This window comes from Streptomyces sp. NPDC004658 (assembly GCF_040609555.1).
Taxonomy (GTDB): domain Bacteria; phylum Actinomycetota; class Actinomycetes; order Streptomycetales; family Streptomycetaceae; genus Streptomyces.
Genome location: NZ_JBEXKG010000123.1, coordinates 1 through 23,850 on the forward strand (window position 1 = coordinate 1; position 23,850 = coordinate 23,850).

The 23,850-nt window shown below is 72.9% G+C and carries 24 protein-coding genes, 4 pseudogenes and 1 riboswitch; of the genes and pseudogenes, 15 read left to right on the forward strand and 13 right to left on the reverse strand.

All coding sequences use genetic code 11. The features are described from left to right. The coding region (locus ABZV94_RS30515; RefSeq protein WP_356346090.1) for an MFS transporter at nt 1–690 on the reverse strand (690 nt) is incomplete at its 3' end. Nucleotides 691–716: 26 nt separating this feature from the next. After that, nucleotides 717–857 carry a hypothetical protein gene (locus ABZV94_RS30520; RefSeq protein WP_356346043.1) on the reverse strand — a complete coding sequence of 47 codons (141 nt, stop codon included), beginning with the start codon at nt 855–857 and terminating at the stop codon, nt 717–719. A 200-nt stretch (nt 858–1,057) separates the two neighbouring features. Between ABZV94_RS30520 and ABZV94_RS30525 the strand changes: the two genes are divergently transcribed. From ABZV94_RS30525 to ABZV94_RS30560, 8 genes are all read left to right on the forward strand, one after another. Further along, the gene (locus ABZV94_RS30525; protein ID WP_356346045.1) at nt 1,058–1,489 is read left to right on the forward strand and encodes a CBS domain-containing protein; all 432 of its coding nucleotides are present in this window, start codon (nt 1,058–1,060) and stop codon (nt 1,487–1,489) included. Nucleotides 1,490–1,625: 136 nt separating this feature from the next. Continuing rightward, complete coding sequence (locus tag ABZV94_RS30530; protein WP_356346048.1) at nt 1,626–3,830, forward strand: MMPL family transporter; 2,205 nt, start codon at nt 1,626–1,628, stop codon at nt 3,828–3,830. A 5-nt stretch (nt 3,831–3,835) separates the two neighbouring features. Next, the gene (locus tag ABZV94_RS30535) at nt 3,836–5,035 is read left to right on the forward strand and encodes a sensor histidine kinase (protein WP_356346051.1); all 1,200 of its coding nucleotides are present in this window, start codon (nt 3,836–3,838) and stop codon (nt 5,033–5,035) included. Then, nucleotides 5,032–5,670, forward strand: a complete 639-nt coding sequence (locus ABZV94_RS30540; RefSeq protein WP_356346054.1) for a response regulator transcription factor — start codon at nt 5,032–5,034, stop codon at nt 5,668–5,670. Before ABZV94_RS30535 ends, ABZV94_RS30540 begins: the two co-directional genes overlap by 4 nt. 264 nt (nt 5,671–5,934) lie before the next feature. Next, nucleotides 5,935–6,270 carry a MerR family transcriptional regulator gene (locus ABZV94_RS30545; RefSeq protein ID WP_356346056.1) on the forward strand — a complete coding sequence of 112 codons (336 nt, stop codon included), beginning with the start codon at nt 5,935–5,937 and terminating at the stop codon, nt 6,268–6,270. A 229-nt stretch (nt 6,271–6,499) separates the two neighbouring features. Continuing rightward, a complete protein-coding gene (locus ABZV94_RS30550) occupies nt 6,500–6,703 on the forward strand; it encodes a cold-shock protein (protein ID WP_007383480.1) in 204 nt (67 codons plus the stop codon). Between the two features lie 178 nt (nt 6,704–6,881). Continuing rightward, nucleotides 6,882–8,405, forward strand: coding sequence for a DEAD/DEAH box helicase (locus ABZV94_RS30555; protein WP_356346058.1), 1,524 nt, complete (start codon nt 6,882–6,884; stop codon nt 8,403–8,405). An 88-nt stretch (nt 8,406–8,493) separates the two neighbouring features. Beyond that, nucleotides 8,494–8,790 carry an SCO5918 family protein gene (locus ABZV94_RS30560; RefSeq protein WP_356346059.1) on the forward strand — a complete coding sequence of 99 codons (297 nt, stop codon included), beginning with the start codon at nt 8,494–8,496 and terminating at the stop codon, nt 8,788–8,790. A gap of 62 nt (nt 8,791–8,852) precedes the next feature. On the opposite strand, the gene ABZV94_RS30565 is transcribed toward ABZV94_RS30560, so the two are convergent. From ABZV94_RS30565 to ABZV94_RS30580, 4 genes and pseudogenes are all read right to left on the reverse strand, one after another. Further along, nucleotides 8,853–9,020, reverse strand: a complete 168-nt coding sequence (locus ABZV94_RS30565; RefSeq protein WP_356346062.1) for a hypothetical protein — start codon at nt 9,018–9,020, stop codon at nt 8,853–8,855. 211 nt (nt 9,021–9,231) lie between these two features. Beyond that, entirely contained in the window at nt 9,232–10,431 is a 1,200-nt protein-coding gene (locus tag ABZV94_RS30570; RefSeq protein ID WP_356346064.1) for an FAD-dependent oxidoreductase, read from the reverse strand. 114 nt (nt 10,432–10,545) lie between these two features. Beyond that, the gene (locus ABZV94_RS30575) at nt 10,546–11,490 is read right to left on the reverse strand and encodes an RNA polymerase sigma-70 factor (protein ID WP_356346066.1); all 945 of its coding nucleotides are present in this window, start codon (nt 11,488–11,490) and stop codon (nt 10,546–10,548) included. A 201-nt stretch (nt 11,491–11,691) separates the two neighbouring features. Beyond that, nucleotides 11,692–11,760 (reverse strand): annotated as a pseudogene (locus tag ABZV94_RS30580) (phosphotyrosine protein phosphatase); the annotation flags it as partial. Nucleotides 11,761–11,768: 8 nt separating this feature from the next. Here ABZV94_RS30580 and ABZV94_RS30585 point away from each other — a divergent pair. The 5 genes and pseudogenes from ABZV94_RS30585 to ABZV94_RS30605 form a co-directional block, all read left to right on the forward strand. Beyond that, a pseudogene (locus ABZV94_RS30585) lies at nt 11,769–11,867 on the forward strand (arsenite S-adenosylmethyltransferase); the annotation flags it as partial. Nucleotides 11,868–11,911: 44 nt separating this feature from the next. After that, nucleotides 11,912–12,292, forward strand: coding sequence for a nuclear transport factor 2 family protein (locus ABZV94_RS30590; RefSeq protein ID WP_356346068.1), 381 nt, complete (start codon nt 11,912–11,914; stop codon nt 12,290–12,292). A gap of 462 nt (nt 12,293–12,754) precedes the next feature. Beyond that, nucleotides 12,755–14,419: pseudogene (gene ctaD / locus ABZV94_RS30595) on the forward strand (cytochrome c oxidase subunit I); the annotation flags it as partial. Between the two features lie 92 nt (nt 14,420–14,511). Continuing rightward, complete coding sequence (locus tag ABZV94_RS30600) at nt 14,512–14,832, forward strand: cytochrome C oxidase subunit I (protein WP_356346092.1); 321 nt, start codon at nt 14,512–14,514, stop codon at nt 14,830–14,832. A gap of 86 nt (nt 14,833–14,918) precedes the next feature. Beyond that, a complete protein-coding gene (locus ABZV94_RS30605; RefSeq protein WP_356346071.1) occupies nt 14,919–15,689 on the forward strand; it encodes a hypothetical protein in 771 nt (256 codons plus the stop codon). A 6-nt stretch (nt 15,690–15,695) separates the two neighbouring features. Here ABZV94_RS30605 and ABZV94_RS30610 read toward each other — a convergent pair whose 3' ends face one another. The 3 genes from ABZV94_RS30610 to ABZV94_RS30620 all read right to left on the reverse strand — a co-directional run bounded on the left by ABZV94_RS30610 (nt 15,696) and on the right by ABZV94_RS30620 (nt 18,135). Then, a complete protein-coding gene (locus ABZV94_RS30610; RefSeq protein WP_356346074.1) occupies nt 15,696–16,643 on the reverse strand; it encodes an MIP/aquaporin family protein in 948 nt (315 codons plus the stop codon). A gap of 99 nt (nt 16,644–16,742) precedes the next feature. Then, nucleotides 16,743–17,408, reverse strand: a complete 666-nt coding sequence (locus tag ABZV94_RS30615) for an SDR family NAD(P)-dependent oxidoreductase (RefSeq protein ID WP_356346076.1) — start codon at nt 17,406–17,408, stop codon at nt 16,743–16,745. A 40-nt stretch (nt 17,409–17,448) separates the two neighbouring features. Next, nucleotides 17,449–18,135, reverse strand: coding sequence for a DUF6445 family protein (locus ABZV94_RS30620; RefSeq protein WP_356346078.1), 687 nt, complete (start codon nt 18,133–18,135; stop codon nt 17,449–17,451). Nucleotides 18,136–18,360: 225 nt separating this feature from the next. Here ABZV94_RS30620 and ABZV94_RS30625 point away from each other — a divergent pair, with 225 nt between their 5' ends. Next, the gene (locus ABZV94_RS30625) at nt 18,361–19,119 is read left to right on the forward strand and encodes a DUF4142 domain-containing protein (RefSeq protein WP_356346095.1); all 759 of its coding nucleotides are present in this window, start codon (nt 18,361–18,363) and stop codon (nt 19,117–19,119) included. Here the strand turns inward: ABZV94_RS30625 and ABZV94_RS30630 are convergent. Further along, nucleotides 19,116–20,774 carry a glycoside hydrolase family 13 protein gene (locus ABZV94_RS30630; protein WP_356346080.1) on the reverse strand — a complete coding sequence of 553 codons (1,659 nt, stop codon included), beginning with the start codon at nt 20,772–20,774 and terminating at the stop codon, nt 19,116–19,118. The genes ABZV94_RS30625 and ABZV94_RS30630 overlap by 4 nt on opposite strands. A 79-nt stretch (nt 20,775–20,853) precedes the next feature. Continuing rightward, nucleotides 20,854–21,204: a metalloregulator ArsR/SmtB family transcription factor gene (locus ABZV94_RS30635; RefSeq protein WP_356346082.1), complete on the reverse strand. Its 351-nt coding sequence runs from the start codon at nt 21,202–21,204 to the stop codon at nt 20,854–20,856. A gap of 81 nt (nt 21,205–21,285) precedes the next feature. Further along, a riboswitch (cobalamin riboswitch) is annotated at nt 21,286–21,468 on the forward strand. A gap of 27 nt (nt 21,469–21,495) precedes the next feature. Here ABZV94_RS30635 and ABZV94_RS30640 point away from each other — a divergent pair. After that, nucleotides 21,496–22,578, forward strand: coding sequence for a HoxN/HupN/NixA family nickel/cobalt transporter (locus ABZV94_RS30640; RefSeq protein ID WP_356346085.1), 1,083 nt, complete (start codon nt 21,496–21,498; stop codon nt 22,576–22,578). Between the two features lie 3 nt (nt 22,579–22,581). Here ABZV94_RS30640 and ABZV94_RS30645 read toward each other — a convergent pair whose 3' ends face one another. Beyond that, nucleotides 22,582–23,544: a nucleoside hydrolase gene (locus tag ABZV94_RS30645; RefSeq protein WP_356346087.1), complete on the reverse strand. Its 963-nt coding sequence runs from the start codon at nt 23,542–23,544 to the stop codon at nt 22,582–22,584. 48 nt (nt 23,545–23,592) lie between these two features. Continuing rightward, nucleotides 23,593–23,760: pseudogene (locus tag ABZV94_RS30650) on the reverse strand (threonine--tRNA ligase); the annotation flags it as partial. Between the last annotated feature and the right edge of the window lie 90 nt (nt 23,761–23,850).

Here is a 23,850-nt window from a genome sequence, read left to right on the forward strand (position 1 = left end):
GCCGAGCCCGGCGGCGCGCCCGGAGACCGGGAGGAAGCCGACGCCGGCCGAGAGGGCCGCGGTCGCCGCGGCGAGCGCGGCCGTGGGGGCGAGGAAGGACGGGTCGGCCAGCCTGCGTGCCAGGTCGACGACCGTCTGCCGGGTCCTGGGCAGCGGGGGTACGGCGGGGACGGCGAGCGCGGCCCAGGCGGCGACCGCCGCGCCGAGCACCGCGAGTACCGCGAAGAGCAGCCGCAGTCCCCCGGCCCACACCAGCACCCCGCCGAGCAGCGGGCCGAGGGTGTAGCCGACGGACTTGTGGAAGCCGTAACCGCCGAACGCGCGGCCGTGCCGCGCCGCCGGGTTGAGCCGGGCGACCAGCGCGGACGCGGACGGGGAGAAGGCCGAGGCCGCGGCTCCCTGTCCGAGCCGGGCGGCCCAGAGCCAGCCGGGGCTGTCCGCGACGCCGTACAGCGCGGACGCGGCGGCGAAGGCGATGAGCCCGCCGAGCAGCACGGGCCGGGCGCCGACGCGGTCGGCGAGGGTGCCGAACAGCGGCTTGAGGAGCACCTCGGCGCCGTCGTACAGGGCGAGCAGTCCGCCGAGGACGAGGAGCGAGGTGACCGCGTCGCCGGCGCCGCTGCCGAGGGTCGCGGCGATGCCGTGCGCGCCGAAGGCGGTGGTGAACCCGGCCGCGTACAGCGGCCGCATCTGCCGGGCGGGGGCCGCCCGCGCGGTCACCGCTCCCCCTCCGGCTCGGCGGCGCGGATCCGGGCCGGCTCCTCCCCGTCCGGGGGCAGGGCCCGTCCGCCGGCCTGGTCCGCGAGCGCGCTCCCGGCCGGTGCCGTCGGCGAGGACCGGGGTTCCGCGTGCGACACGGGGCGAAGGTAACAAGCGACACGCCCTCGTCTGAACCCCTCGACGCGTGGCGGGCGGGTCGACGCGCACACCCCACATGCGCACACTGCCCTACATATCAGATCAAAACAGACATGGATCGCCGTATGCGTGGTAGTCCGGCTAGCGCACGGCACGAACGAGAGCCGACACGACGAGACACGTATTCGGAGGTTCTGCCATGGCGACAGCACAGATGGTGCGGGACGTGATGACCGCCCCGCCGGTCGAGGTGACCCCGCAGACCTACGTCACCGACGTCGCCCGCCGCATGCGGGACGAGGACATCGGCGCCGTCCTGGTGACGGAGGAGGGCCACCCCCGCGGCCTGGTGACGGACCGGGACCTCACCGTGCGGATCCTCGCCGAGGGCGGGGACGTCAGCGGCGTGCGCGTCCAGGACGCGTGCAGCACCGACCTGACCACGGTCACCCCGGACGACCCGGTCGACCGCGCGGTCGGCCTGATGCGGGAGAAGGCGGTACGCCGCCTGCCGGTGGTCGATCCCGACCGCGACCGCGTGGTCGGCATCGTCTCCCTGGGCGACCTGGCGGTGGAGCGCGACACGGACTCGGCGCTGAGCGAGATCAGCGCGGCCGAGCCCAACACCTAGCCGAGCCCGCGGCCCCGCCCCCGGGCCCCCGGCCCGGCGGGCGGGGCGGGCGCGCGCCCCGTCCACCGATCGGTGGACGGGAAGTTCAACCGGGTACCTCTGTCCGCGGGTCGGCCCCGGCAGCAAGCCTTTCCGTATGAATTCACTCACCGTACGGATGGCGCGTTGGAGCGCCCGGCACCCCTGGCGGGCCGTTGCCGGCTGGCTCGTGTTCGTGGGGGTGTGCCTGGGGGTCGGGGGCGCCGTCGGCACGCACAGCGCGACGACGGCCGACTACCGGGTCGGGGAGGCCGGGCGGGCGGAGGCGATGGCCGCCGAGGGGCATCTGGAACGGCTCTCCACCGAGCAGGTGCTGATCTCGGCCCGGTCGGGCCCCCTCGACCGGGCGGCGGCCCGGGGCGCCGCCGAGGAGCTGACCTCGCGGATGGAGCGGCTGCCCGAGGTCGCCCGCGTGGACGCTCCGGTGTGGTCCGGCGACCGCCGGATCCTCATGGTCGCGGTGGCCCTGAAGGGCGAGGAACGGGACGCCAAGGACAAGGTCGGCGCGCTGGTCGCGCAGACGGAGGCGGTGCGGAAGGCCCACCCCGGACTGCTCCTCGAAGAGACCGGCAGTCCCTCCATCAGCAAGGGCGTGGACGAGCAGCGCGGCCATGACCTGGCGCTCTCCGAGAAGATCACCCTTCCGGTCACCCTGGTCACCCTGCTGGTCGTCTTCGGGTCCGTGACCATGGCCGGGGTGCCGCTGCTGCTCGCGCTGTCGTCGATCGCGGCGGCCGTCGGCCTGTCGATGGTGGCCTCGCACCTGTCCCCCGACGCCGGGGTCGGCACCAACGTCATCCTGATGATCGGCCTCGCGGTCGGTGTGGACTACACCCTCTTCTACCTCAAGCGGGAGCGCGAGGAGCGGGCCCGCGCGGCCGGACGGCTGAGCGCCGAGGCGCTGGTGGAGCTGGCCGCGGCCACCTCGGGCCGGGCGGTCGTGGTCTCGGGGTTCGCGGTCGTGGCGTCCACCGCGACGCTGTACCTCGCCTCCGACGTCATCTTCTCCTCGCTGGCCACCGGCACGATCGTGGTCGTCCTGGTCGCGGTGGCCAGTTCGCTCACGGCGCTGCCGGCGCTGCTGGTGAAACTCGGGCAGCGGACCGAGCGCCGGGCGCTGCGCCGGGCGGAACGCGGGAAGCCGCCGCGCGGCCGGACGCGCGGCGAGGACGGCGGCGACCGGGTGTGGCACGCCCTGCTGCGGCCGGCGCGCCGGCACCCGCTGGCCACCCTGTGCGTCTCCGTCCTCGCCCTGCTCGCGCTCGCCACCCCGCTGGCCGGGCTGAAGATCACGGAGATGAGCCGGGACACGCACTCCCGGGACATCCCGGCCATGCGGGTCTACGACCGCCTCAACGAGGCGTTCCCGGAGCAGCGGGTCACGCACCAGGTCGTCGTGCGCGCGGACGCGGCGCGCTCCGGCGAGGTCGTGGGGGCGCTGCGCGAGCTGGCCCGGCGCGCCGGCGCCGACCCGCTGTTCAGCGGCGCCTCGCCGGTCCGCACCTCGGCCGACCACCGGATCAGCGTGCTGGAGCTGAGGGTGCCGTACCTCGGCAACTCCGCGCAGGCGTACGACTCCCTCGACCACCTCCGCGAGACGTACCTGCCGGCGACCGTCGGCCGGGTCGGCGGGGCGGAGTTCGGGGTGAGCGGTGACGTCGCCCGGTACACCGACTATCCCGCCCACCAGAACGGCAAACTCCCGCTGGTCCTCGGTGCGTTGCTGCTCGTGACGTTCGCGATGACCGCGTACGCGTTCCGCTCGCTGGTGCTGGCCCTCATCGGGGTCCTGCTGAACCTGCTCTCGGCGGCGGCCTCGCTCGGGCTGCTCGTCCTCGTCTTCCAGGGGACGTGGGCCGAGGGAGTGCTGGACTTCCACTCCACCGGCTCGATCGGCTCGCGGGTACCGCTGTTCCTCTTCGTGATCCTCTTCGGGCTCTCGATGGACTACCAGGTGTTCGTGGTGAGCCGGATCAGGGAGGCCGTGCTCGCGGGCGCGTCCACGCGGCAGGCCGTGCTCGACGGGATCCGCAGGTCCGCGAGCGTGGTGACCAGCGCGGCGGTGGTGATGACGACCGTCTTCGTGAGCTTCGTCTTCCTCCACATCATCGAGATGAAGCAGATCGGCTTCGTCCTCGCCGTCGCCGTGCTGCTCGACGCGTTCATCGTCCGCATCATGGTCCTGCCGGCGGCGATGCTGCTGCTCGGCGAGGCGAGCTGGTGGCCCGCGCGGACGGCGGGACGCGGGACCGGGGTCCCGGCGCATCCGGCGGACGGGCGAGCGGTGGTCGACGTACGTTGATCGGCATGACCGCTCTCGCCGACCCCTCCTCCGGGGCCTTCTGGTCCACGTCGCTGCGCCGCTGGAACACGGTGTGCTGGGCGCTGTTCGGGGCGATGGCCGTCGGGCTGGTGGCGACGGCCCGGCCCGGCGGGAGCGCGTACCAGGCGCTCGGCCTGCTCGCCTGCGTGGTCCTCTGCTACGCGGCACTCGACCGCTTCCCCGCCAACCCCGTCGTCCGTCCGCACGTCTACCTCTCGGTGCTGGTGCTCGCACTCGGCGGGCTGGCGTACCTGGGCAGCAGTTACGCGGCGCTGTTCATGGTGACGCTGCCGCACTACTGGATGTTCGGGCGCACGCCCCGGGTCTCGATGGTCTTCCTCGCGCTGGCCACCGGATCCACGCTCGCCGGGGCCCTGGTCCGGCAGGGCTGGTCGGCGGAGTTCTTCGGCGAGACGGTGGTCTCCACCCTGATCGTGGTCGCGGTGGGCGTGCTGATCGGCCTGTGGGCGCACTCGGTCGTCGAGCAGAGCAGCGAACGGGCGCGGCTCATCGAGGAGTTGGAGCGGACCCAGGCGCAGCTGTCCGAGGCGCACCAGCGGCAGGGCGCGGCGGACGAACGCGAACGCATCGCCCGGGACATCCACGACACGCTCGCGCAGGGCTTCGCGTCGATCATCGTGCTCGCGGAGGCGGCGCGGGAGGGCATGGCCGGCGACCCGGCGCGCAGCGCCCAGCAGTTGCGGTCGATCGAGTCCACCGCCCGGGAGAACCTGGCCGAGGCCCGGGAGCTGGTCGGCTCGGCCCGGCAGCCCGGTCCGGGCCGGGCGGCGGCCGGCTCGGTGGCACGGACCCTGCGCCGGACGCTGGACCGCTTCGCGGAGGACACGGGGCTCACCGTGGACGCCGACCTGGCGGACCTGGACTGTGACCAGCAGACCCGTATCGCGCTGCTGCGCTGCACCCAGGAGTCCCTGGCCAACGTACGCAAGCACGCCCGCGCGTCCACGGTCGGGGTGGTGCTGGCCCGGCGGCCCCACGGGGTGGAACTGGAGATCACCGACGACGGCACCGGGTTCGTGGTCGGGGAGTCGCGGGGCTTCGGGCTCGACGGCATGCGCAAACGTCTGGCGGAACTGGGCGGGAGGCTCACGGTGACGAGTTCGGTGGGCGACGGGACGCGGATCCTGGCGGTGGTCCCCCTGACGGGCGAGGTGGAGGCATGAGCACGGGAGCGCTGCGCGTCGTCGTGGTGGACGACCACACCGTCATGCGGGCCGGGGTCCTCGCCCTGCTCGCCGGCGAGGACAGCATCGAGATCGTCGGCGAGGCGGGCGACGGGCGCGCGGCCCTCGGCCTCGTGGAGCGGTACGACCCCGACGTGGCCCTCGTCGATCTGCGGATGCCCGTCCTCGACGGGGTGGCCACCACCACGGAGATCGTCGCCCGGTACCCGCGCACCCGGGTGCTGATCCTGACGACGTACGACACCGACACCGACATCGAGCGCGGGGTGGAGGCCGGCGCCATCGGCTACCTGCTCAAGGACACCACCCGGGAGCAGCTGGTCGACGCCATCCACGCGGCGGCGCGCGGCGAGACGGTCCTCGCTCCCCGGGTCGCCGAGAAGCTGGTCGCGCGCATGCGGCGGCCCGTGCACGACCCGCTGACCGAGCGCGAGACCGACGTCCTCGGCGCCGTCGCGGACGGCCTCACCAACGCCGAGATCGGCAGGCGCCTGATGATCGCCGAGGCCACGGTGAAGACGCATCTGCTGCGCCTGTTCGCCAAGCTCGACGTGAACGACCGGACGAGGGCGGTGGTGGTCGCCATGGAGCGGGGACTCCTGCGGCGGCCCTAGGAGCGGCCGGACCGGCCGGACCGGCCGGAGGGGTCCGACACGCGCCGGACCCGTCCGCGCGGTCGGCCGGGGGTGACGCCGCGGAGAGCCCTCGGTGCCCTGGCCGGCGGCCGAAACCGGGGGGAGGAAGTCTGTCGCGGTGAGGACAGATCTCCTTGGCCGCCCGCGTTAGGGTTGTCGGGCGACGCGGAAGGTACCGAACGCCTCGGAGCACGGGTGCCGCGCATGCCCGGGTTCCTGGCCGCGTCCCGGAACGAAGGTGCCATGCCCGCCGAGAACGCCCCCGTCGGCAACCTGGACGACGACGACTACCCCGCCTACACGATGGGGCGGGCCGCCGACGTCCTCGGCACCACTCCCGCCTTCCTCCGGGCCATCGGCGAGGCGGAGCTGATCACCCCCTTGCGTTCGGAGGGCGGCCACCGCCGGTACTCGCGCCGCCAGCTGCGCATCGCCGCCCGCGCCCGGGAGCTGGTGGACCAGGGCACGCCCATCGAGGCCGCGTGCCGCATCGTCTCGCTGGAGGACCAGCTCGACGACGCCCTCCGGGTGAACCGGGAGATGCGCCGGCGGCTCGACGAACGCGGTACGGATACCTAGACCCGCCACTACAGAAATGCGGGCGGCGACGGGATGAGAATTCCTGGACGGCCGCGAAAAAGCGTGGGGCTTCCGGCCGGCCTGTGTTAGCGTGATAGCAGTTGCAGTTTTGGTTGCCAGAGAATTTTTCTTTGCAGAGCTTTCCGGATTCTTCCGGAGGGGTGATCATTGCGGCGACTCGGCTCCGTAAAGTGCGGAGTACGGCATTGCCCCCCAAGGGAGATTCAATATGGCATCTGGCACCGTGAAGTGGTTCAACGCGGAAAAGGGCTTCGGCTTCATCGAGCAGGACGGTGGCGGCGCCGACGTGTTCGCCCACTACTCGAACATCGCCACCTCCGGCTTCCGCGAGCTTCAGGAAGGCCAGAAGGTTACCTTCGACGTCACGCAGGGCCAGAAGGGCCCGCAGGCCGAGAACATCGTTCCCGCCTGACGCTGACGCGCTGCATGGTGCTGGGGCCCGCGCTCTCGGGGTGCGGGCCCCAGCTCATTTCTTTCCCGGCCCGGCCCGGATTTTCGCATTTCCGTCGGCTCATTCTTGTGAATCCACGCGCGGCTCGTTCGCCGCTGGGCGGAATTCCTCGATACGCCGCATCGAGGAAGGTTCCCTCATGAACCGCACCCGCCGCACCGGCGGCACCCCAGGTCGCTTCCGCGCGGAGCGGACGTCCGCCCGGACGGCCGGCGGCACGCGCGGCGGCCGCTCCCGGACCCCGGAGCAGGGCCGGCAGAGCCCCCGTCCGGGCACCGGACGCAGGAGCGGCCAAGGCGCACGCTCCGGCACCCGCCGGCAGGAGTTCGCCCTGCCGGTCACCCTCACCGAACCGCTGCCGGCGGTCGAGTCGTTCGCCGAGCTGGACATGCCCGCACGGCTGCTGGCCGCGCTCGGCGCCGAAGGCCTCACCGCGCCCTTCCCCATCCAGGCGGCCACGCTGCCGAACGCGCTGGCCGGCCGGGACGTCCTGGGCCGCGGGCGCACGGGCTCGGGCAAGACGCTCGCCTTCGGCCTGCCGCTGCTGGCGCGCCTGGACGGGCGGCGGGCCGAGCCCCGGCAGCCCCTCGCCCTGGTCCTCGTCCCCACCCGGGAACTGGCCCAGCAGGTCACCGACGCGCTCACCCCGTACGCCCGCGCCCTGCGGCTGCGGCTCGCCACCGTGGTGGGCGGCATGTCGATCGGCCGTCAGGCGAGCGCGCTGCGCGGCGGCGCGGAGGTCGTCGTCGCGACACCCGGCCGCCTGAAGGACCTCATCGAGCGGGGCGACTGCCGGCTGGACCAGGTGTCCGTCACCGTCCTGGACGAGGCCGACCAGATGGCCGACATGGGCTTCATGCCCCAGGTGACCGCCCTGCTCGACCAGGTCGCCGACGGCGGCCAGCGGCTGCTGTTCTCGGCCACCCTGGACCGCAACATCGACCTCCTGGTACGGCGCTACCTCCACGATCCGGTGGTGCACTCGGTCGACCCGTCCGCGGGAGCCGTCAGCACCATGGAGCACCACCTGCTCCACGTGCACGACGACGACAAGCACGCCGCCGCGACCGAGATCGCCGCCCGCGACGGGCGGGTGATCATGTTCCTGGACACCAAGCACGCGGTCGACCGCATGGCCAGGCACCTGCTGTCCGTCGGGGTGCGCGCCTCCGCCCTGCACGGCGGCAAGTCCCAGCCGCAGCGCAACCGGACCCTCGCCCAGTTCAAGGACGGCCACGTCACGGTCCTGGTGGCGACGAACGTCGCCGCCCGCGGCATCCACGTCGACGGCCTCGACCTCGTCGTCAACGTCGACCCTCCCGGGGACCACAAGGACTACCTGCACCGCGGCGGCCGTACCGCGCGGGCCGGCGAGTCCGGCACGGTCGTCACCCTCGTCCTGCCGCACCAGCGGCGCGCGATGGACCGCCTGATGGCCGACGCCGGCATCACCGCGCGGACCGCCCGGGTCCGTCCGGGCGAGGCCGAACTGCACCGCATCACCGGCGCCCGCACCCCCTCCGGCGTACCCGTCACGATCACCGTGCCGGCCGCCGAGCGGAGCGAGCGCACGGGAGCCGCCGCGCGCGGTCGCCGAGGGCGCGCCGCCGGCCGCGGGGCGGCCTCCCGCGGCCGCCGCTCCGCCCCCAGGAACAACTCCTAGCCCAGGTACCGGGATTCGCTCCCCGCGTCCGGGGCGAGCCTACGGTCGATCCCTCCGCTGTCTCTCCCCCAACCCTGTGGAGTCCGCCATGCGCTGTGTCATCGCCCGTTTCCCCTTCGACCTGATCAAGAGCGAGGTCGAGCAGTCGATGAGCGGTGTCTCGCCCGAACCGGTCACCGGCGTCTCCGTGAGCATCGGCCGCCGCGTCTACCCGGTCATGCAGGTGGGCGAAGTGATCACCAAGCAGGACCGCCGGGACTTCACGTCGGGCGAGATGCGCCGGGCGCTGACCCGGCTCGGCTTCACCTGCCACGACGCGCCCCAGGCCGCGCCGGCGACGCCGGCCGCGGCCACGCGCCCCGACGAGGACGCCTGGCGCTGGTGACGCCCCGGCCCACGCGGAGGCCACCGGAACACCGGCGCGAACGCCGGCCGCGGGGCTGACCCTCACCCTGCGACCTGCCGGAACGGGAGCTTCCGGAGCCGGTCGGCGTCCTGGACCCCGGTCTCGGCACCGGCCCGCGCGTCCGTGTGGACGCCGTCGCCCGGCCGGACGCCCCACGCCTGGTCCGGGTGCCCGGATGCGGCGGCGACGGCATCCGATCCACGGTCCACGGGGGTGGCGCGACGCGTCGGAGTTCGCGGGTGTGGGCGGCGCGGGACGTGGCACCCGGAACGCGAGCGGGCCGGACACGCGCACCGCGTCCCGTGCGGCACACGGTTCGGCCAGGAGCCGGGTGCCGCACGAGGCCACGGCCCGCGCCGCCGGTTGTCGCCGCCGCATGGCCGACGACAACCGGTGTGGCCCGCGCGGCAGGCGCCGGGCTCAGGCCGGTGCGTTCGCCGGTGCCACCGCATCCGCACCCGCCCGCTCCCGCACCACGCGCCGCCGCGGAGCCGGGGCGAAGAGCGGGTGGGCGACGCCCCAGACCGCGCCCTTGCAGACGAGTTCCTTGTAGACGGCGGCGATCCGCCCGGTCAGGGCCGCCCGGACCGCGCGGTCGTCCGCGGTGACGTACTGGATCAGGCCTTCCTTGCGGCCCAGCGAGATGCACTGGTTGAAGTAGCGCACCGGCACCTTCGGGACCTCGCGGCCGGTCAGGCGTGCCGCGATGGCGTCGGCGGCCTGCCAGGCGGCGGGGACGCCGGAGGCGCAGGACATCCGCAGCGGCTTGTCGCCGGGGCCCATCGCCAGGGCCGCGTCCCCGACGGCGTACACGTCCGGGTGCGAGACCGAGCGCATGGACCGGTCGACCACGATCTGCCCGGTGCCGGTGACCTCCAGGCTCGTGGCCCGCGCGATCGGGTGGACGGCGAAGCCGGTGGTCCACACGGTGACCGCGGCCGGGATCGAGGCGCCGTCCGCGGTGGTGACGTGATCGGCCGCCACGGCGGTGACGGCGGTGTGCTCGTGCACCGTGACACCGAGCCCGGCGAAGACCTTGCGCACGTGGGCGCGGCCCTTGTCCGAGAGCCAGTCGCCGAGGCCGCCACCGGCGGCGAGGGCGACATCGAGGTCCGGGCGGGCCTCGGCGATCTCGGCCGCCGCCTCCAGACCGGTGAGGCCGCCACCGACCACGACCACCGGCTGTCCGGCCGCCAGCCGGGCCAGGCGTTCGCGCAGCCGCAGCGCTCCGGCGCGGCCGGCGATCTCGTACGCGTGCTCGGCCGCGCCGGGGACGCCCCGGTCGTTCCAGCCGCTGCCGAGGGCGTACACGAGGGTGTCGTACTCCAGTTCCTCGGCGCCGTTCGCGTCGGCGACGGCGACGGTCCTGCGCTCGACGTCGACGCCGGTGACCCGCGCGAGCCTCAGCCGCACGCCGGTGCCCGCGAACATCTCGTGCAACGGCCGGGGCGTGAGGTCCTGGCCGGCCGCGAGCTGGTGCAGCCGGACGCGCTCCACGAAGTCGGGCTCGGCGTTGACGAGGGTGATGGCGACGTCTTCGGGGCGCAGCCGCCTGGCAAGGCGACCGGCGGTGATGGCTCCCGTGTATCCGGCTCCGAGGACGACGATGCGGTGCTGCATTTCCTGACTCCTGTCTTGAGCGGATTCGCCCCTTGAACAGGACGGCCCGCCGTTTCCTGACAGGAACACGATGTGAAGCACGTCACATCGGGATCGGAGGCGTGCGGCCCGGGATCAGAAGAGCCGGAGCAGGGGTTCGCCGTGGTCGGTGGCCGCCCAGTGCCGGGTCGCGCGTTCGAGCTTGTCGGGGTTGGCCTGGCTGCGGAACGCGCGGATGCCGTCGGCGGTGACCTCCAGGCAGATGACGCCGATGACACGCCCGTCGAGGACCGCCACGACGGCCGGCCCGCCGTTGGCGGTGGTGGCGTGGATCTCGGGGGAGCCGCCGACCAGGTTGCGCTTGGCCTTGCCGGGCTTGAACAGGCCCCGCATGAACTTCGCGACCGCGAGCGCGCCCTCGAAGGCCTTCGTGCGGGCCGGGACCTTGCCACCGCCGTCGCCGATCGAGACGGCGTCCTGGGTGAGCAGCCGCACCAGCGGCTCGGTCCGGCCGCTGGTGGCCGCGGCCAGGAACTCCTCGACGATCCGCCGGGCGGCGGCCTCGTCGATCTCGGTACGGGCCCTGCCGTCCGCGACGTGCTTCTTGGCCCGGTGGAAGATCTGCTGGCTCGCGGCCTCGCTGATGTCGAGGATCTCGGCGATCTCCCGGTGCGGGTAGTCGAAGGCCTCCCGCAGCACGTACACCGCCCGCTCGTTGGGCGACAGGCGCTCCAGCAGGGTGAGCACGGCGTACGACACCGACTCGCGCTGTTCCGCGGTGTCGGCCGGGCCCAGCATCGGGTCTCCGGCGAGCAGCGGCTCGGGCAGCCACTGGCCCACGTAGGTCTCGCGCCGGGCGCGAGCCGAGGTGAGCTGGTTGAGGCAGAGGTTGGTGAGCACCTTCGTCAGCCAGGCCTCGGGGACCTCGATGTGGTCGGCGCCGGCGGCCTGCCAGCGCAGGAACGTCTCCTGCACGGCGTCCTCGGCCTCGCTCGCGGAGCCGAGCAGGCGATAGGCGATGGCCTCCAGCCGGGGCCGGGCCGCCTCGAACCGCTCCACGTCGCTCAGGGTCAGGGCCATGCCCGGGATCCTAGCCGCCCCGGCCCGCGCCGACCCCGGGATCGGGCCGTCGAGCCCGGTTGCCGCACCGAGGCCCCCGGCGATGGGCGACCGGCGCGGCGCCCGTCAGGCGCGGCTGTCATGCGCGGGGTGTCGGGCGCGGGGCGCCGCTCCCAGGCCGGCGAGCAGGCCGCGGACGCGGAGCTCGACCCCTGCTGATCAGGGCGCCGACCCGGCCGACCGCACCTCGACCGCGTCCCCGGCGAGAGGGATGAGGAACGCGGCGGCCATCTGGGAGCGGGCTGGAGGCCGCCGGGTTCACCGGCGTCCGCGTCGTCCCCACGCATCCCGTGGCCGACGGCATGCACTCCGCCGTCGTGCGCGCGGTCAAGCCCTGACAGGCCCTCAGCGCAGCCCCGTGCGCGGCTGATATGACTGCTGCATGCTGGAAGACGCCGCTCAGTCAGCGATCGACATGTTCCTCTCCGCGTTCAACGCCCGGGAAGACGGCCAGGTGATCTCCCTGCTGTCCCAGGCTCTCACCTCCGACGTGGTGTTCTGGGGTCCGCTGGGACGCAGCGAGGGAGTGGAGGCGGTCGAACGGTTCGTGCTGGACATCCGCCGCCACCCCGCCGGTGCCGGCACGATGGTCCGCTGCTCGGCGGTGGACATGCCGGGCGAATGGGCCCGCTACCAGTGGGTCTTCACCACGCCGGACGGCGGGCCGCGGCTGGCCGGGACGGACGTGGTGCACCTGCGGCCCGGTACCGGCCGCATCGACCAGATGATCGTCTTCGCGGGGGACATCGCACCCACCCCCTGACGACCCCTCACGGAGAGAGGGTGCGCGGCCGGCGCTGACAGGTCGTTCCCTGGCCATCGACGAAGCCCGGACGTCGGTTGGGTCCCGGACGCCTCTCCGGGCCGCCCCCGCACAGACCGGGGATGCAACCATTCCCCGCGGAGCTGGAACCCCCGGAAACCGGCCGCGCGCGAAGACCGTAACCGGCGGGACCGACAACGGCTCCGCCACCGCGTCCACCGGCTTCCCGGCAACGGTCCCTCACTCCGTGGCCACGTCGGCACTGGGGACGCTCGTTGCGGCCGAGGCCTCGGTGTCCGGGGGTGGGAGCCGCCGGCCCGTTGGGCCGGTCGGGTGTATCCGTCATCCGAATGGCCGCACGTCGCACGCTCAGGGGCCCGGGCGCGGGCTCGCGTGGTGAGGATGGCGGGTGACCGACGTCCTGTCGTGGGCGGACGGCGAGCATCGGGAGACGGACGACTTGTGAGCATCCTCAACGAACCCCAGGGCGGTGCCGAGGCAGCCGAGGACTCGTACGAGAACGAGCTGCCGGTGCGGCGCAAGCAGCCCGGCAATGTCGTGGTGAAGTGGCTGACGACCACCGACCACAAGACGATCGGCACCCTCTATCTGTCGACGTCGTTCGGGTTCTTCCTGGTCGGCGGCCTGATGGCGCTGATCATCCGGGCCGAGCTGGCCCGCCCCGGACTCCAGATCATCTCGAGCGAGCAGTACAACCAGCTGTTCACGATGCACGGCACCGTGATGCTGCTGATGTTCGCCACCCCGCTGTTCGCCGGATTCACGAACTGGATCATGCCGCTCCAGATCGGCGCGCCCGACGTGGCGTTCCCCCGGCTGAACATGTTCGCCTACTGGCTCTACCTGTTCGGCTCGCTCATCGCGGTGGGCGGCTTCCTCACCCCGAACGGCGCGGCCGACTTCGGCTGGTTCGCCTACACCCCGCTGTCGGACGCGACCCGGACCCCGGGCCTGGGCGGTGACCTGTGGGTCATGGGCCTGGCCTTCTCCGGGTTCGGCACCATCCTCGGCGCGGTCAACTTCATCACCACGATCATCTGCATGCGCGCCCCGGGCATGACCATGTTCCGCATGCCGATCTTCGTGTGGAACGTGCTGCTGACCGCTGTCCTGGTCCTGCTGGCCTTCCCGGTGCTGGCCGCCGCGCTGTTCGCCCTGGAGGCGGACCGCAAGTTCGGCGCCCATGTGTACGACGCGGCCAACGGCGGCCCGATCCTGTGGCAACACCTGTTCTGGTTCTTCGGCCATCCCGAGGTGTACATCATCGCGCTGCCGTTCTTCGGGATCGTCACCGAGGTCATCCCGGTCTTCGCCCGCAAGCCGATCTTCGGCTACATGGGTCTCGTCGCCGCCACCATCGCGATCGCCGGCCTGTCCGCGACGGTGTGGGCGCACCACATGTTCGTCACCGGTGCCGTGCTGCTGCCGTTCTTCTCGTTCATGACGTTCCTGATCGCGGTGCCGACCGGTGTGAAGTTCTTCAACTGGATCGGCACCATGTGGAAGGGCTCGCTGTCCTTCGAGACACCGATGCTCTGGGCGACCGGATTCCTCGTCACGTTCCTCTTCGGCGGGCTGACCGGCATCATCCTCGCGTCCCCGCCGATGGACTTCCACGTCTCCGACTCGTACTTCGTGGTGGCCCACTTCCACTACGTCGTCTTCGGCACGGTCGTCTTCGCGATGTTCACCGGCTTCCACTTCTGGTGGCCCAAGTTCACCGGCAAGATGCTCGACGAACGCCTCGGCAAGATCACCTTCTGGACGCTGTTCGTCGGCTTCCACACCACCTTCCTGGTCCAGCACTGGCTGGGCGCAGAGGGCATGCCGCGCCGGTACGCCGACTACCTGGCCGCCGACGGCTTCACCGCGCTGAACACGCTCTCCACCATCGGTTCGTTCCTGCTCGGCCTGTCGATGCTGCCGTTCCTCTACAACGTCTGGAAGACCGCCAAGTACGGCAAGCCGGTCGGCGTCGACGACCCCTGGGGCTACGGCCGCTCCCTGGAGTGGGCGACCTCCTGCCCGCCGCCCCGGCACAACTTCCTCACCCTGCCCCGGATCCGCAGCGAGTCCCCGGCGTTCGACCTGCACCACCCGGACATCGCGATGCGGGAGCAGGAGGGCCACACCGTCGCGGTCACGAGCGACCGGGGCCAGAGGTGAGCGGCCTGCCCCAGCAGGGGGCCGGAGCCGGAGTGAGCGGCGACCTCGGCAACGAGGTCGAGGGCTACCTGCTGTGGCAGGCCCGGGTCGCGGAGGCGGAGCAGCGCGCGCGGGAGTTCGCCGGCTCCCTGGAGTGGCTGACGACGGCGCAGCGCGAGGAGGTCGAGCGGCGGTACGCCGCCGACAGCCTGCTGCGGGCCCGGGCCGACCTCGAACGCATCGCGGCCCGGTGCGTGTCGCTGCGGGCCGAGTACGAGCAGCGGTACGCCGAACTGCGGCGGCGCTGCGTGGGCGTGGCGCTCGCGGTGTGCGCCGGTTTCACCACCCTGGCCGCCTTGTTGCTGGCGCTCTGACCCACACCGTCCGGTTTGCCGGGAGACCCGCGGGTCACTCGGGACCGGTGGTGTCCACGGGGGACTCGGTGACCGGGAGGAAGCCGATGAGCGCGCTGGCCGTCGCCCGGGCCCAGGGCCTGTTCCATCTCGTCGGCGACGGGTGGCCCCTGATGCAGGCCGGCCGGCGGCGTGGTGGCGGTGCGGGAGGCGCGGCGGGCGGCCCGCGGGCGGCACAGCGCGGGGCGGTGGGTGACGCGGTGCCCGGCCGGCAGGCGCGGATGCGTTTCGACGGATGGATCGTCGGGACCGGGACGGCGGCCGGCACCCGGGTGGTGCTGGGGCACTGGGCCCGCTCGCCGTTCGGACGGTTCAGCGACGTCATGGTCGAGCGGGCGGACGGGCACCGGCTGCTGCTGGCGCCCTCCCGGCGGACCGCCGACTTCATCGCCGCGACCTACGCCTTCGACGACGTGGAGGTCACGCCCGTCGCCGTGCGGGTCGAGGGCCGGCACTGGGAGATCACGGCCGGCCCGCTGCACCTGCGCCTGACCACGGGCAGGCGCGGCCCGACGGGCCGGCTCCTGCGCGCCGTGCCCGCGCCGCTCGCCGCGCACCCGGCCTGGACGGCGGTGACGTACCCTCCCGCGAGGCTGCTGCTCGGCGTGCGCACCCGGGGCAGCGCGGGCGCCGGTCGGCGCGAGTGGTACGGCGCCCTCGACCTGCTCCCGGTCGTGTCGGCCACCACGGTCTACGGCGGCCGGGACCAGGGCCCTTCGGCGCCGGTCGCGCCGCCCGTGCGGTTCGGGTTCGGTTCGGCGCCCCGCCGGCCCAGCGCCGTACGCGTGGTCACCACCGTGGCCGTCAGCGGGCCCTGAGGCCGGCTACTCCTCGTCGCTGGTCCGTACGGGGGTCGACCGGCCCGGCTCCGGCAGTTCCGCCAGCTCCGACCGGACGAGCAGCACGTCGCCGATGAACAGGTCGTAGACCAGGATCCCGATCATGCCGCCGATCAGCGGTCCGACGATCGGGATCCACCAGTAGGCGCTGAACGAGCCGGCCACGCTCCCCGGGAACGCCAGGCTGTCCCAGCCCGCCGCGTACGTGAACAGGCGCGGTCCGAAGTCGCGGGCCGGGTTGATGGCGTAGCCGGCGTTCGCGCCGTAGGACATGCCGATCGCGGCGACGACGAAGCCCACGATCAGCGGGGCGAGGTTGGCCTTCACGGCCTGGTTGCGCAGGTCGATCACGGCCGCGATCAGCATGAGCAGGAAGGCCGTGCCGACGATCTGGTCGATCAGCGGTCCCCAGATGCCGCCGTGGAAGTAGGGGGCCGGGAACGTCGCGAAGATCGAGAACGTGGCGTTCGTGTGCCCGTTCACCTTCGGTCCCGTCACCGTGCTGTCGTAGGCGGCGATCGCGTTGTGGTAGACCAGGTAGACCAGCGCGGCGCCGGTGAGGGCCCCGACGACCTGTGCGAACCAGTACGGCAGCACCTTGAGCCAGGGGAAGCCGCGGCGCAGGGCCATGGCCAGGGTCACGGCCGGGTTGAGGTGGGCGCCGCTGACGCCGCCGGCCACGTAGACGCCGAAGACGACGGCCAGCGCCCAGCCCCAGGTGATCAGGAGCCAGTCGCCGGCTGCCAGGAAGATCGTGGTGGGGGTGGCGGCCCGGCCCGAGCCGGGCAGTGCCGCTACCGCCATCGCGACCACGCCGCAGCCGAAGGCGATGAGGACGAGGGTTCCGAGGAACTCCGCCAGGCACTCGCCCAGCAGCCCGCCCCGGCTCCTGAGCCGTGACGGTTTGACGAGCGGGGGTATTTCGACAGCCATGGAGGCCCCCTCTGAAGAGAGCAAAGCGGCCAATAGCCCCATATTGGCTCACAACGTCACTCCCCGCAGGGTGACCGCCTCCGAACGGTCAGCGGCCGGTCAGCTGTCGAGGTCGTCGGCGTAGTGCCGGAACCCGTGCCGCTCCTCGTGCAGGGCCCACAGCCTGTCCGCGAGCGCCTCCGGGTCCTTGCGCGCGTGACCCGCTGTGATGGCCCCGGGAATGATCAGCTGGGCGACATGGATCCCCTCGCCCGCCAGCCGGTCGTGCAGCAGGTGGCCGTACGCGCTCTCCGCCGCGAAGGCGATCGAGGTGCCGGCCCGCTCGGGATGGGGTACGGCGGCGCTCCCGCCGTTGACGAACAGGATCGTCCCGCGCCCGAGCCGCCGCATGCCCGGCAGCACCTGCTGCACGGCGGCCACCGGCCCGTACACGGAGAACTCGATCGGCCCCACCAGGTCCCGGTGCCGGGTCTCCAGCACGGGCCGCATGAAGTCGCGGTGCGGCACCGGGCTGTACTGGAGCACCTCCACGGTCCCGAGGGCGTCGGCCAGCTCGCCCAGCGCCGCGGCGAGCTGCTCGGGCCGGCGCACGTCGGCGGCGAACCCGCGGGCGGTGACGCCCTCGGCCGCGAGCGCGTCGGCGATCGCGTCCAGCCGCCCCCGGTCCCGGGCGACGAGCCCGACGGCGAACCCCTCCCGCCCGAACCGCCGCGCGACGGCGGTGCCGAGCCCCGGTCCGGCTCCCACGATGGCGACACTGCTCATACCGGTCATCCGTACCGCGCAGCCGGCCTCCTCACACCGGTCAGGCCATCCAGAAGAACACCGCCGTCATCCGCTTGTCCTCCAGCGTCCGGCCGAAGTAGCCGGTCGCGCTGTGCACCAGGTTGGCGTGGTAGAGCAGCAGCCGGTTGTACCGGTGCGGGACGCGGACGTCCTCCTCGAAGTGGTCCGCCGGGACGTACCGCGTCCCCAGCGCCTCGACCAGGTTGGTGTGGGGGGCCTGGACGATGTTGCCGCCGAGCCGGCCGCCGGGCAGCGACTGGCGGTAGAAGGCGGTCCCGCAGTCCTTGGGGACTCCCGGGTTGAGGTAGAGCACGGCCGCGTACCGGCACAGCGCGCGGGAGTCGGTGTGCGGGCGGGGCTCGCTCTCGCCCTCGCCGACCACCTGGACGCAGTTGTGGTTGAGGGTGCCGCCGCCGGGCGCCCGCTGCACCCACAGCTCCTTCGCCCCGGTCGCCTTCCTGACCAGCCGCTCGATCCGGGCGAGTTCACCCGGCTCCAGGCCGGGCATGGCACGCAGGCCGGGCCAGGTCTCGGAGGTGTACGGATACCCCTCGACCCAGTCGTCCTTGGCCAGGCACCGCTCCCGCACGGCGTCGACGTCCGGCAGGACGTCGTCCAGCACCCAGTAGTCGCGGCCCCTGGTGGGCTTGCGGTAGGGCAGGACGGGCAGCGCGGCGGGGGGCCTGGGCGGTGAGGGTGGGGGCATGCGGCGAATCTAGGGGGCGGCCCGGTCTGCCTTCTCCCGGGGAGCGGTCAACCTTGTGCCGGGGAGCGGTCAACCTTCCGCCAACCGCGCCCGGGAGATTCTTTACCCGCGAGCACTGATACGAACGGCCCCCGCATCCGTACTGCTGTGCGTCCGAACCACGGGCGGGACCCACAGGCAGGAGGAACGGTGCGCTTTTCGCGGAACGCGACGGGAACTCTCTTCGTGGGCGGTGCGATGGCCCTGACCCTCGCGGCCCTCGCCTACCCGAGCATGCTGGGGCTGAGCACGGTCTCCAGCTCACAGTCGCGGATCATCGCGCAGACCCAGTGGGGGCCGCTGACGGAGGCCGACCGGGACTTCGTGGTCAAGGTGCGGGCGGCCGGCCTGTGGGAGTACCCGCTCGGCCAGATCGGGTTGCAGAAGGGCTCCACCAAGGGGGTCAAGACGGCCAGCGAGCACCTGGTCGACGGGCACGCCGCGCTGGACGCCTCCTGCCGCAAGATCGCCCCCATGCTCAACATCACGCTGCCCAACGTGGCGAGTCCGCAACAGGTGGGCTTCGTCAACCAGTTGCAGGGCGAGAGCGGCAAGCAGTTCGACACCGACTTCGCCAACATCCTGCGGATGACGCACGGCTCCATCTTCAACACGATCGCGAAGATCCGCTCCACCACCAAGAACTCGCTGGTGCGGGCCCTCGCGGACCAGGCCAACGACACCGTCCTGGACCACATGACGGTGATGGAGAAGACGGGCCTGGTCGACTTCGACCAGACCCTCTTCAACCAGACCACCCCGCCGAAGCTCCCCTCGTCCGACCTGACGCCGCCGGCCCCGGCGGCCGGCCAGCCGGAGGTGGTGCTCACCCCGCCGCCCACCGCCACGTCCACGCCGCTGGACCTCAGCGGCCTCGGCGGTGGCACGGGCGGTGCCGGCACGGGCGGTGGCGTCACCCCCAGCCCCGTTCCCTCGGCCGGTTAGGCCAGCCACACGGTGGTGTCCGGCGGCAGCTCCCCGCCCTCGGGCAGCGGGCCGCTGCTCAGCAGGACGTCGCCCGGCGGCAGCGGGACCGCTTCGGTGCCGAGGTTGGTGACGTTCCGCCAGGCCTCGGTGCGGCGGAAGTCCAGGACACCGGCGGGCGCGTCCGGCGTCCAGGTCAGCGTCTCGCCCTGGAGGACCTTGCGGCGCAGCCGCAGGGCCGCGCGGTACAGCTCCAGCGTGGAGCCCTCGGCGCCGGCCTGCGCCTCGACGGCGTACGCCGCGAAGGACGCCGGCTGCGGCAGCCAGCCGGGCCCGGGCCCGAAGCCGTACGACGGTCCGGTCGTCGTCCACGGCAGGGGCACCCGGCAGCCGTCGCGGCCCTTGCGGACGTGGCCGGTCTGCTCCCAGATCGGGTCCTGGAGGACCTCGGTGGGCAGGTCGGCGACCTCGGGCAGACCGAGTTCCTCCCCCTGGTAGAGGTACGCCGAACCGGGCAGCGCCAGCATCAGCAGGGTCGCCGCCCGAGCCCGGCGCAGCCCGGCCGCCGTGTCGATCGCGGGCGCGGTGCCGCCGGACAGCAGCCAGGCCGCCGGGTCGGTGCCGGGCGGCAGCATGAGCCGGGAGGCGTGGCGTACGACGTCGTGGTTGGACAGCACCCAGGTCGCGGAGGCGCCGGCGGCCCGGGCCGTGACCAGCGAGTCGGTGATGACGTCCCGCAGCTCCTCGGCGTCCCAGCCCGCCTCCAGGTACTCGAAGTTGAAGGCCTGGCCGAGTTCGTCGGGGCGGGCGTACAGGGCGCGGCGGGCGCCGGGGACCCAGGCCTCGGCGACGGCGGTGCGCGGCGGGCTGTAGGCGTCGAAGATCTTGCGCCAGTCGCGGTAGATCTCGTGGACCTCGTCCCGGTCCCAGTACGGGTGGCTGCCGGGCGGCACCAGCGGCAGGGCCTGCTCGCCGGTGGCGCCGATGCCGCCGACGTCCCGCAGCGGCTCGGTGAGGTCCTTGGCCAGGCCGTGGGCGACGTCCACGCGGAAGCCGTCCACGCCCCGGTCGGACCAGAACCGCAGGGTCGAGCGGAAGTCGGCGCGGACCTCCTCGTTGTCCCAGTTGAGGTCGGGCTGTTCCGGGGCGAACAGGTGCAGGTACCACTCCCCGTCGGGCACCCGCCGCCAGGCGCTGCCGCCGAACACGGACTGCCAGTCGCTGGGCGGCAGTTCACCGCGCGCGCCGCGCCCCGGCCGGAAGACGTACCGCTCCCGGGCGGCGGAGCCGGGCCCGGCACGCAGCGCCTCCTGGAACCACGGGTGCAGATGGGAGGTGTGATTGGGAACGATGTCCACGACGACCTTGAGCCCGAGCCGGTGGGCCTCGGCCACCAGGGCGTCGAAGTCGTCCAGGGTGCCGAGCCGCTCGTCGACACCGCGCGGGTCGATCACGTCGTAGCCGCCGTCGGCGAGTTCGGAGGGGTAGAAGGGGCTCAGCCACAGGGCGTCCACGCCGAGGGCGGCGAGATGGCCCAGCCGCTCGGCGACGCCCCGGAGGTCGCCGAGGCCGTCACCGTCGGCGTCGGCGAAACTGCGGGGGTAGACCTGGTAGATGACGGCCTGCCGCCACCAGTCGGGCTTCCTGGACGAGAGGTCCGGAAAGAGGTCTGCCATACGGGCTCCCAGGGGACGGACGACAGTACGGAATCTGTATCTGTCCACCTTGCCCGGAAAGGGAACCTTTCGCGGCCGTTCAGCCGACGCAGTGCTCCAACAGCCCCCGCACGTCCGCGTCCACCACCCGGTACCGCACCACGCGCCCCTCCTTCTCCCCCGCCACGACCCCGGCCGCCCGCAGCAGCCGCAGCGCCTGGGAGACGGCGGGGTCGTTCATCCCGGTGGCGATGGCGAGGTCGGACACGGCGAGCGGCCCGGTGCGGTACAGCGCCACCAGCAGCGCCAGCCGGTTGGCGTCGGCGAGCAGCGAGAAGCGGTCGGCCCAGGTGCGCAGACGCCCCGCCTCACCGATGGCGGCGATCGCCTCACACACCCGGTGGCCGTCGATGGAACGACGGTCGGCTCGGTCGGCAGGCACGAGATGCATGGGGCCAGTCTGGCAGGCCCCCTCTTTGTGATCTTCGATACCTGCGCAGGTACGCAGCTATGCAGGAAACCGCGTGCCCCTCTACGGTGGGCGGGCCGTGGTGTTCGGGAAGTCGATGCAAGGTCGACGCGGCCCTCGCCACTGTGATCGGGGAGTTCCCGTTCCGTCCGGCATCGCCGGGCCACTGGTCGCAGACCGGGAAGGCAGGGACGGCGGACGCACGACCCGTAAGCCAGGAGACCGGCCACGGCAGCTCACGAAGTGATCCACGAGGTGCTGGAGCGTGAACCCATGGCCGATGCCGCGTCCTTCCGCTGGCGACGCGAGGACACCGTCAAGACAGTCGGGCTGATGGCGGTGATCGTCGCCCTGCACGTCGTCGCCTTCGGCATCCTCTGTCTGCTCGTCGCGCCCGAGCACTACAAGGTCGGCTCCGACGCGTTCGGGATCGGGCTGGGCGTCACCGCCTACACCCTCGGCATGCGGCACGCCTTCGACGCCGACCACATCGCGGCGATCGACAACACCACCCGGAAGCTGATGGCCGACGGGAAGCGGCCGGTGTCGGTGGGGTTCTGGTTCGCGCTCGGCCACTCCAGCGTGGTGGTGCTGCTGGCCCTGCTGATCGCGGGCGGCACCTCGCTGGCCGGGAAGGTCATGAACGAGGGCTCCGCCACCCACCAGGTGCTCGGCTTCCTCGGCACGACGATCTCCGGCACGTTCCTCTACCTCATCGCCGCCCTCAACCTGGTCGCCCTCGTGGGCATCCTGAAGGTCTTCCGGGCGATGCGCGCGGGCGCCTACGACGAGAAGCAGCTGGAACAGCACCTGGACTCCCGGGGGTTCATGAACCGCGTCCTCGGCCGCCTCACGAAGTCCGTCTCCCGGCCGGGGCAGATGTACCCGCTCGGCTTCCTGTTCGGCCTCGGCTTCGACACGGCCACCGAGGTCACGCTGATGGTGATGGCGGGCTCGGGCGCGGCGGCGGGCCTGCCCTGGTACGCGGTCCTCTGTCTGCCCCTCCTCTTCGCGGCCGGGATGAGCCTGTTCGACACCCTCGACGGCACGTTCATGAACTTCGCCTACCAGTGGGCGTTCTCCAACCCGGTCCGCAAGGTCTTCTACAACCTCGCCATCACCGGCCTGTCCATCGCCGTCGCCTTCTTCATCGGCACCATCGAGCTGGTCGGCGTCCTGCACGAGAAGTTCGCCCTGCACGACGACATCACCGGCTGGATCGCCGGCCTCGACCTGGACAACGTCGGCTACCTCATCGTCGGCCTGTTCGTGCTGGTGTGGGCGGCGGCGCTGGCGTACTGGAAGGTCGCCCGGGTCGAGGAGCGCTGGGCGGTCTCCCCGTCCGCCGCGGAGTAGCGCCTACCGCGCGACCGTCTCCAGGTACAGCTTCACGTAGCGGTCGGCGTCCACCTCCAACGCCACGTCCACGAGGGCGCGTTCGCGACCGCCCTCGTGGATCTCGGACTCGCCGGGGCGCGGACGGCGGTCGACGATCGTCTGGCCCCGGGCGGGGCCGGGGGCGAGGCAGACCTCGACCGGGAGCAGGCGGGTGGTGATGCCCTGCGGGTCGGCGACCGCGCACACCGCGCCCGCGTCGCCGAGGCCGCCCGCCTCCTCCGCCTGAGGCGGCTCCCCCTGGTGGGCCGGCCGGTGGGCGAGCAGTTCACCGGCCAGGCGGGTGCCGGGCTCGTCGCTCGCGCGCAGCCGGTGGACCTCGCGGCTGTCCACGACGACCTGCTGGAAGACGTCCAGGCCGTACATCGTGATCGGCACCCCGGCCGTCAGCAGGATCGCCGCCGCCTCCGGGTCGTGCCAGACGTTGAACTCCGCGACCGGCGTGGCGTTCCCGGTGGCCACGGCCCCGCCCATGAACACGATCCGCTCGATGTTCCGGGTGACCTCGGGGTGGGTCCGCAGCAGCAGGGCGATGTTCGTGAGCGGCGCGGTCGGGATCAGCGTCACCGGGCGCGGGGAGGCCAGGATCTCCCGGTGCAGGAGGGTGACGGCGTCGACGTCCACCGGAGTCCGGGTGGGCGCGGGCAGGCCCAGGTCGCCCATGCCGTCGGCGCCGTGCACCGGGGCCGGGCGGGCCGGCTCCAGCAGCGGGCGCTCGGCACCCCGGGCCACCGGGATGTCGGGGGCGCCCGCCTGCTCCAGCACGGTGAGGGTGTTGCGGACCACCCCGTCCACGCCGGTGTTCCCGGCCACGCAGGTCACCGCCCGCAGGTCGAGTCCCGGGTGGCGTACGGCGAACAGCAGGGCCAGGGCGTCGTCGACGCCGGTGTCGCAGTCGATGATCACGGGAATGGGCTGACCGTCCACGGCGGACTCCTTCCGTCGAGCCGACCTTAGATCAGTACCGGGCCGGCATCAGTCCCAGAGCCCGGTCCCCCGGCCCGCCACCCGTGCGGCGACGCGCCGCAGGAGTTCGGCGGCGGGCAGCGGACCGGGGCGCCGGCCGTCGCGCAGGCGTACGGCGGCCAGCCCGGCGTCCGCCTCCCGCGCGCCGAACACCGCCTGGTACGGCACCAGGCGGGCGACCCCACCGGGAAGTACGTCATCCCGGGCGGCGTCGACGCCCACACCCACATGGAGCTGCCGATCGGCGGCACCATCGCCACCGACACC

Coding starts and splice junctions, on each gene's coding strand:
- ABZV94_RS30635 (WP_356346082.1), bottom strand. CDS start 21,204: ATGCATCTCGTGCCTGCCGACCGAGCCGACCGTCGTTCCATCGACGGC.
- ABZV94_RS30535 (WP_356346051.1), top strand. CDS start 3,836: ATGACCGCTCTCGCCGACCCCTCCTCCGGGGCCTTCTGGTCCACGTCG.
- ABZV94_RS30525 (WP_356346045.1), top strand. CDS start 1,058: ATGGCGACAGCACAGATGGTGCGGGACGTGATGACCGCCCCGCCGGTC.
- ABZV94_RS30610 (WP_356346074.1), bottom strand. CDS start 16,643: ATGGCTGTCGAAATACCCCCGCTCGTCAAACCGTCACGGCTCAGGAGC.
- ABZV94_RS30545 (WP_356346056.1), top strand. CDS start 5,935: ATGCCCGCCGAGAACGCCCCCGTCGGCAACCTGGACGACGACGACTAC.
- ABZV94_RS30570 (WP_356346064.1), bottom strand. CDS start 10,431: ATGCAGCACCGCATCGTCGTCCTCGGAGCCGGATACACGGGAGCCATC.
- ABZV94_RS30540 (WP_356346054.1), top strand. CDS start 5,032: ATGAGCACGGGAGCGCTGCGCGTCGTCGTGGTGGACGACCACACCGTC.
- ABZV94_RS30560 (WP_356346059.1), top strand. CDS start 8,494: ATGCGCTGTGTCATCGCCCGTTTCCCCTTCGACCTGATCAAGAGCGAG.
- ABZV94_RS30550 (WP_007383480.1), top strand. CDS start 6,500: ATGGCATCTGGCACCGTGAAGTGGTTCAACGCGGAAAAGGGCTTCGGC.
- ABZV94_RS30605 (WP_356346071.1), top strand. CDS start 14,919: ATGAGCGCGCTGGCCGTCGCCCGGGCCCAGGGCCTGTTCCATCTCGTC.
- ABZV94_RS30590 (WP_356346068.1), top strand. CDS start 11,912: ATGCTGGAAGACGCCGCTCAGTCAGCGATCGACATGTTCCTCTCCGCG.
- ABZV94_RS30615 (WP_356346076.1), bottom strand. CDS start 17,408: ATGAGCAGTGTCGCCATCGTGGGAGCCGGACCGGGGCTCGGCACCGCC.
- ABZV94_RS30630 (WP_356346080.1), bottom strand. CDS start 20,774: ATGGCAGACCTCTTTCCGGACCTCTCGTCCAGGAAGCCCGACTGGTGG.
- ABZV94_RS30555 (WP_356346058.1), top strand. CDS start 6,882: ATGAACCGCACCCGCCGCACCGGCGGCACCCCAGGTCGCTTCCGCGCG.
- ABZV94_RS30530 (WP_356346048.1), top strand. CDS start 1,626: ATGAATTCACTCACCGTACGGATGGCGCGTTGGAGCGCCCGGCACCCC.
- ABZV94_RS30620 (WP_356346078.1), bottom strand. CDS start 18,135: ATGCCCCCACCCTCACCGCCCAGGCCCCCCGCCGCGCTGCCCGTCCTG.
- ABZV94_RS30575 (WP_356346066.1), bottom strand. CDS start 11,490: ATGGCCCTGACCCTGAGCGACGTGGAGCGGTTCGAGGCGGCCCGGCCC.
- ABZV94_RS30640 (WP_356346085.1), top strand. CDS start 21,496: ATGGCCGATGCCGCGTCCTTCCGCTGGCGACGCGAGGACACCGTCAAG.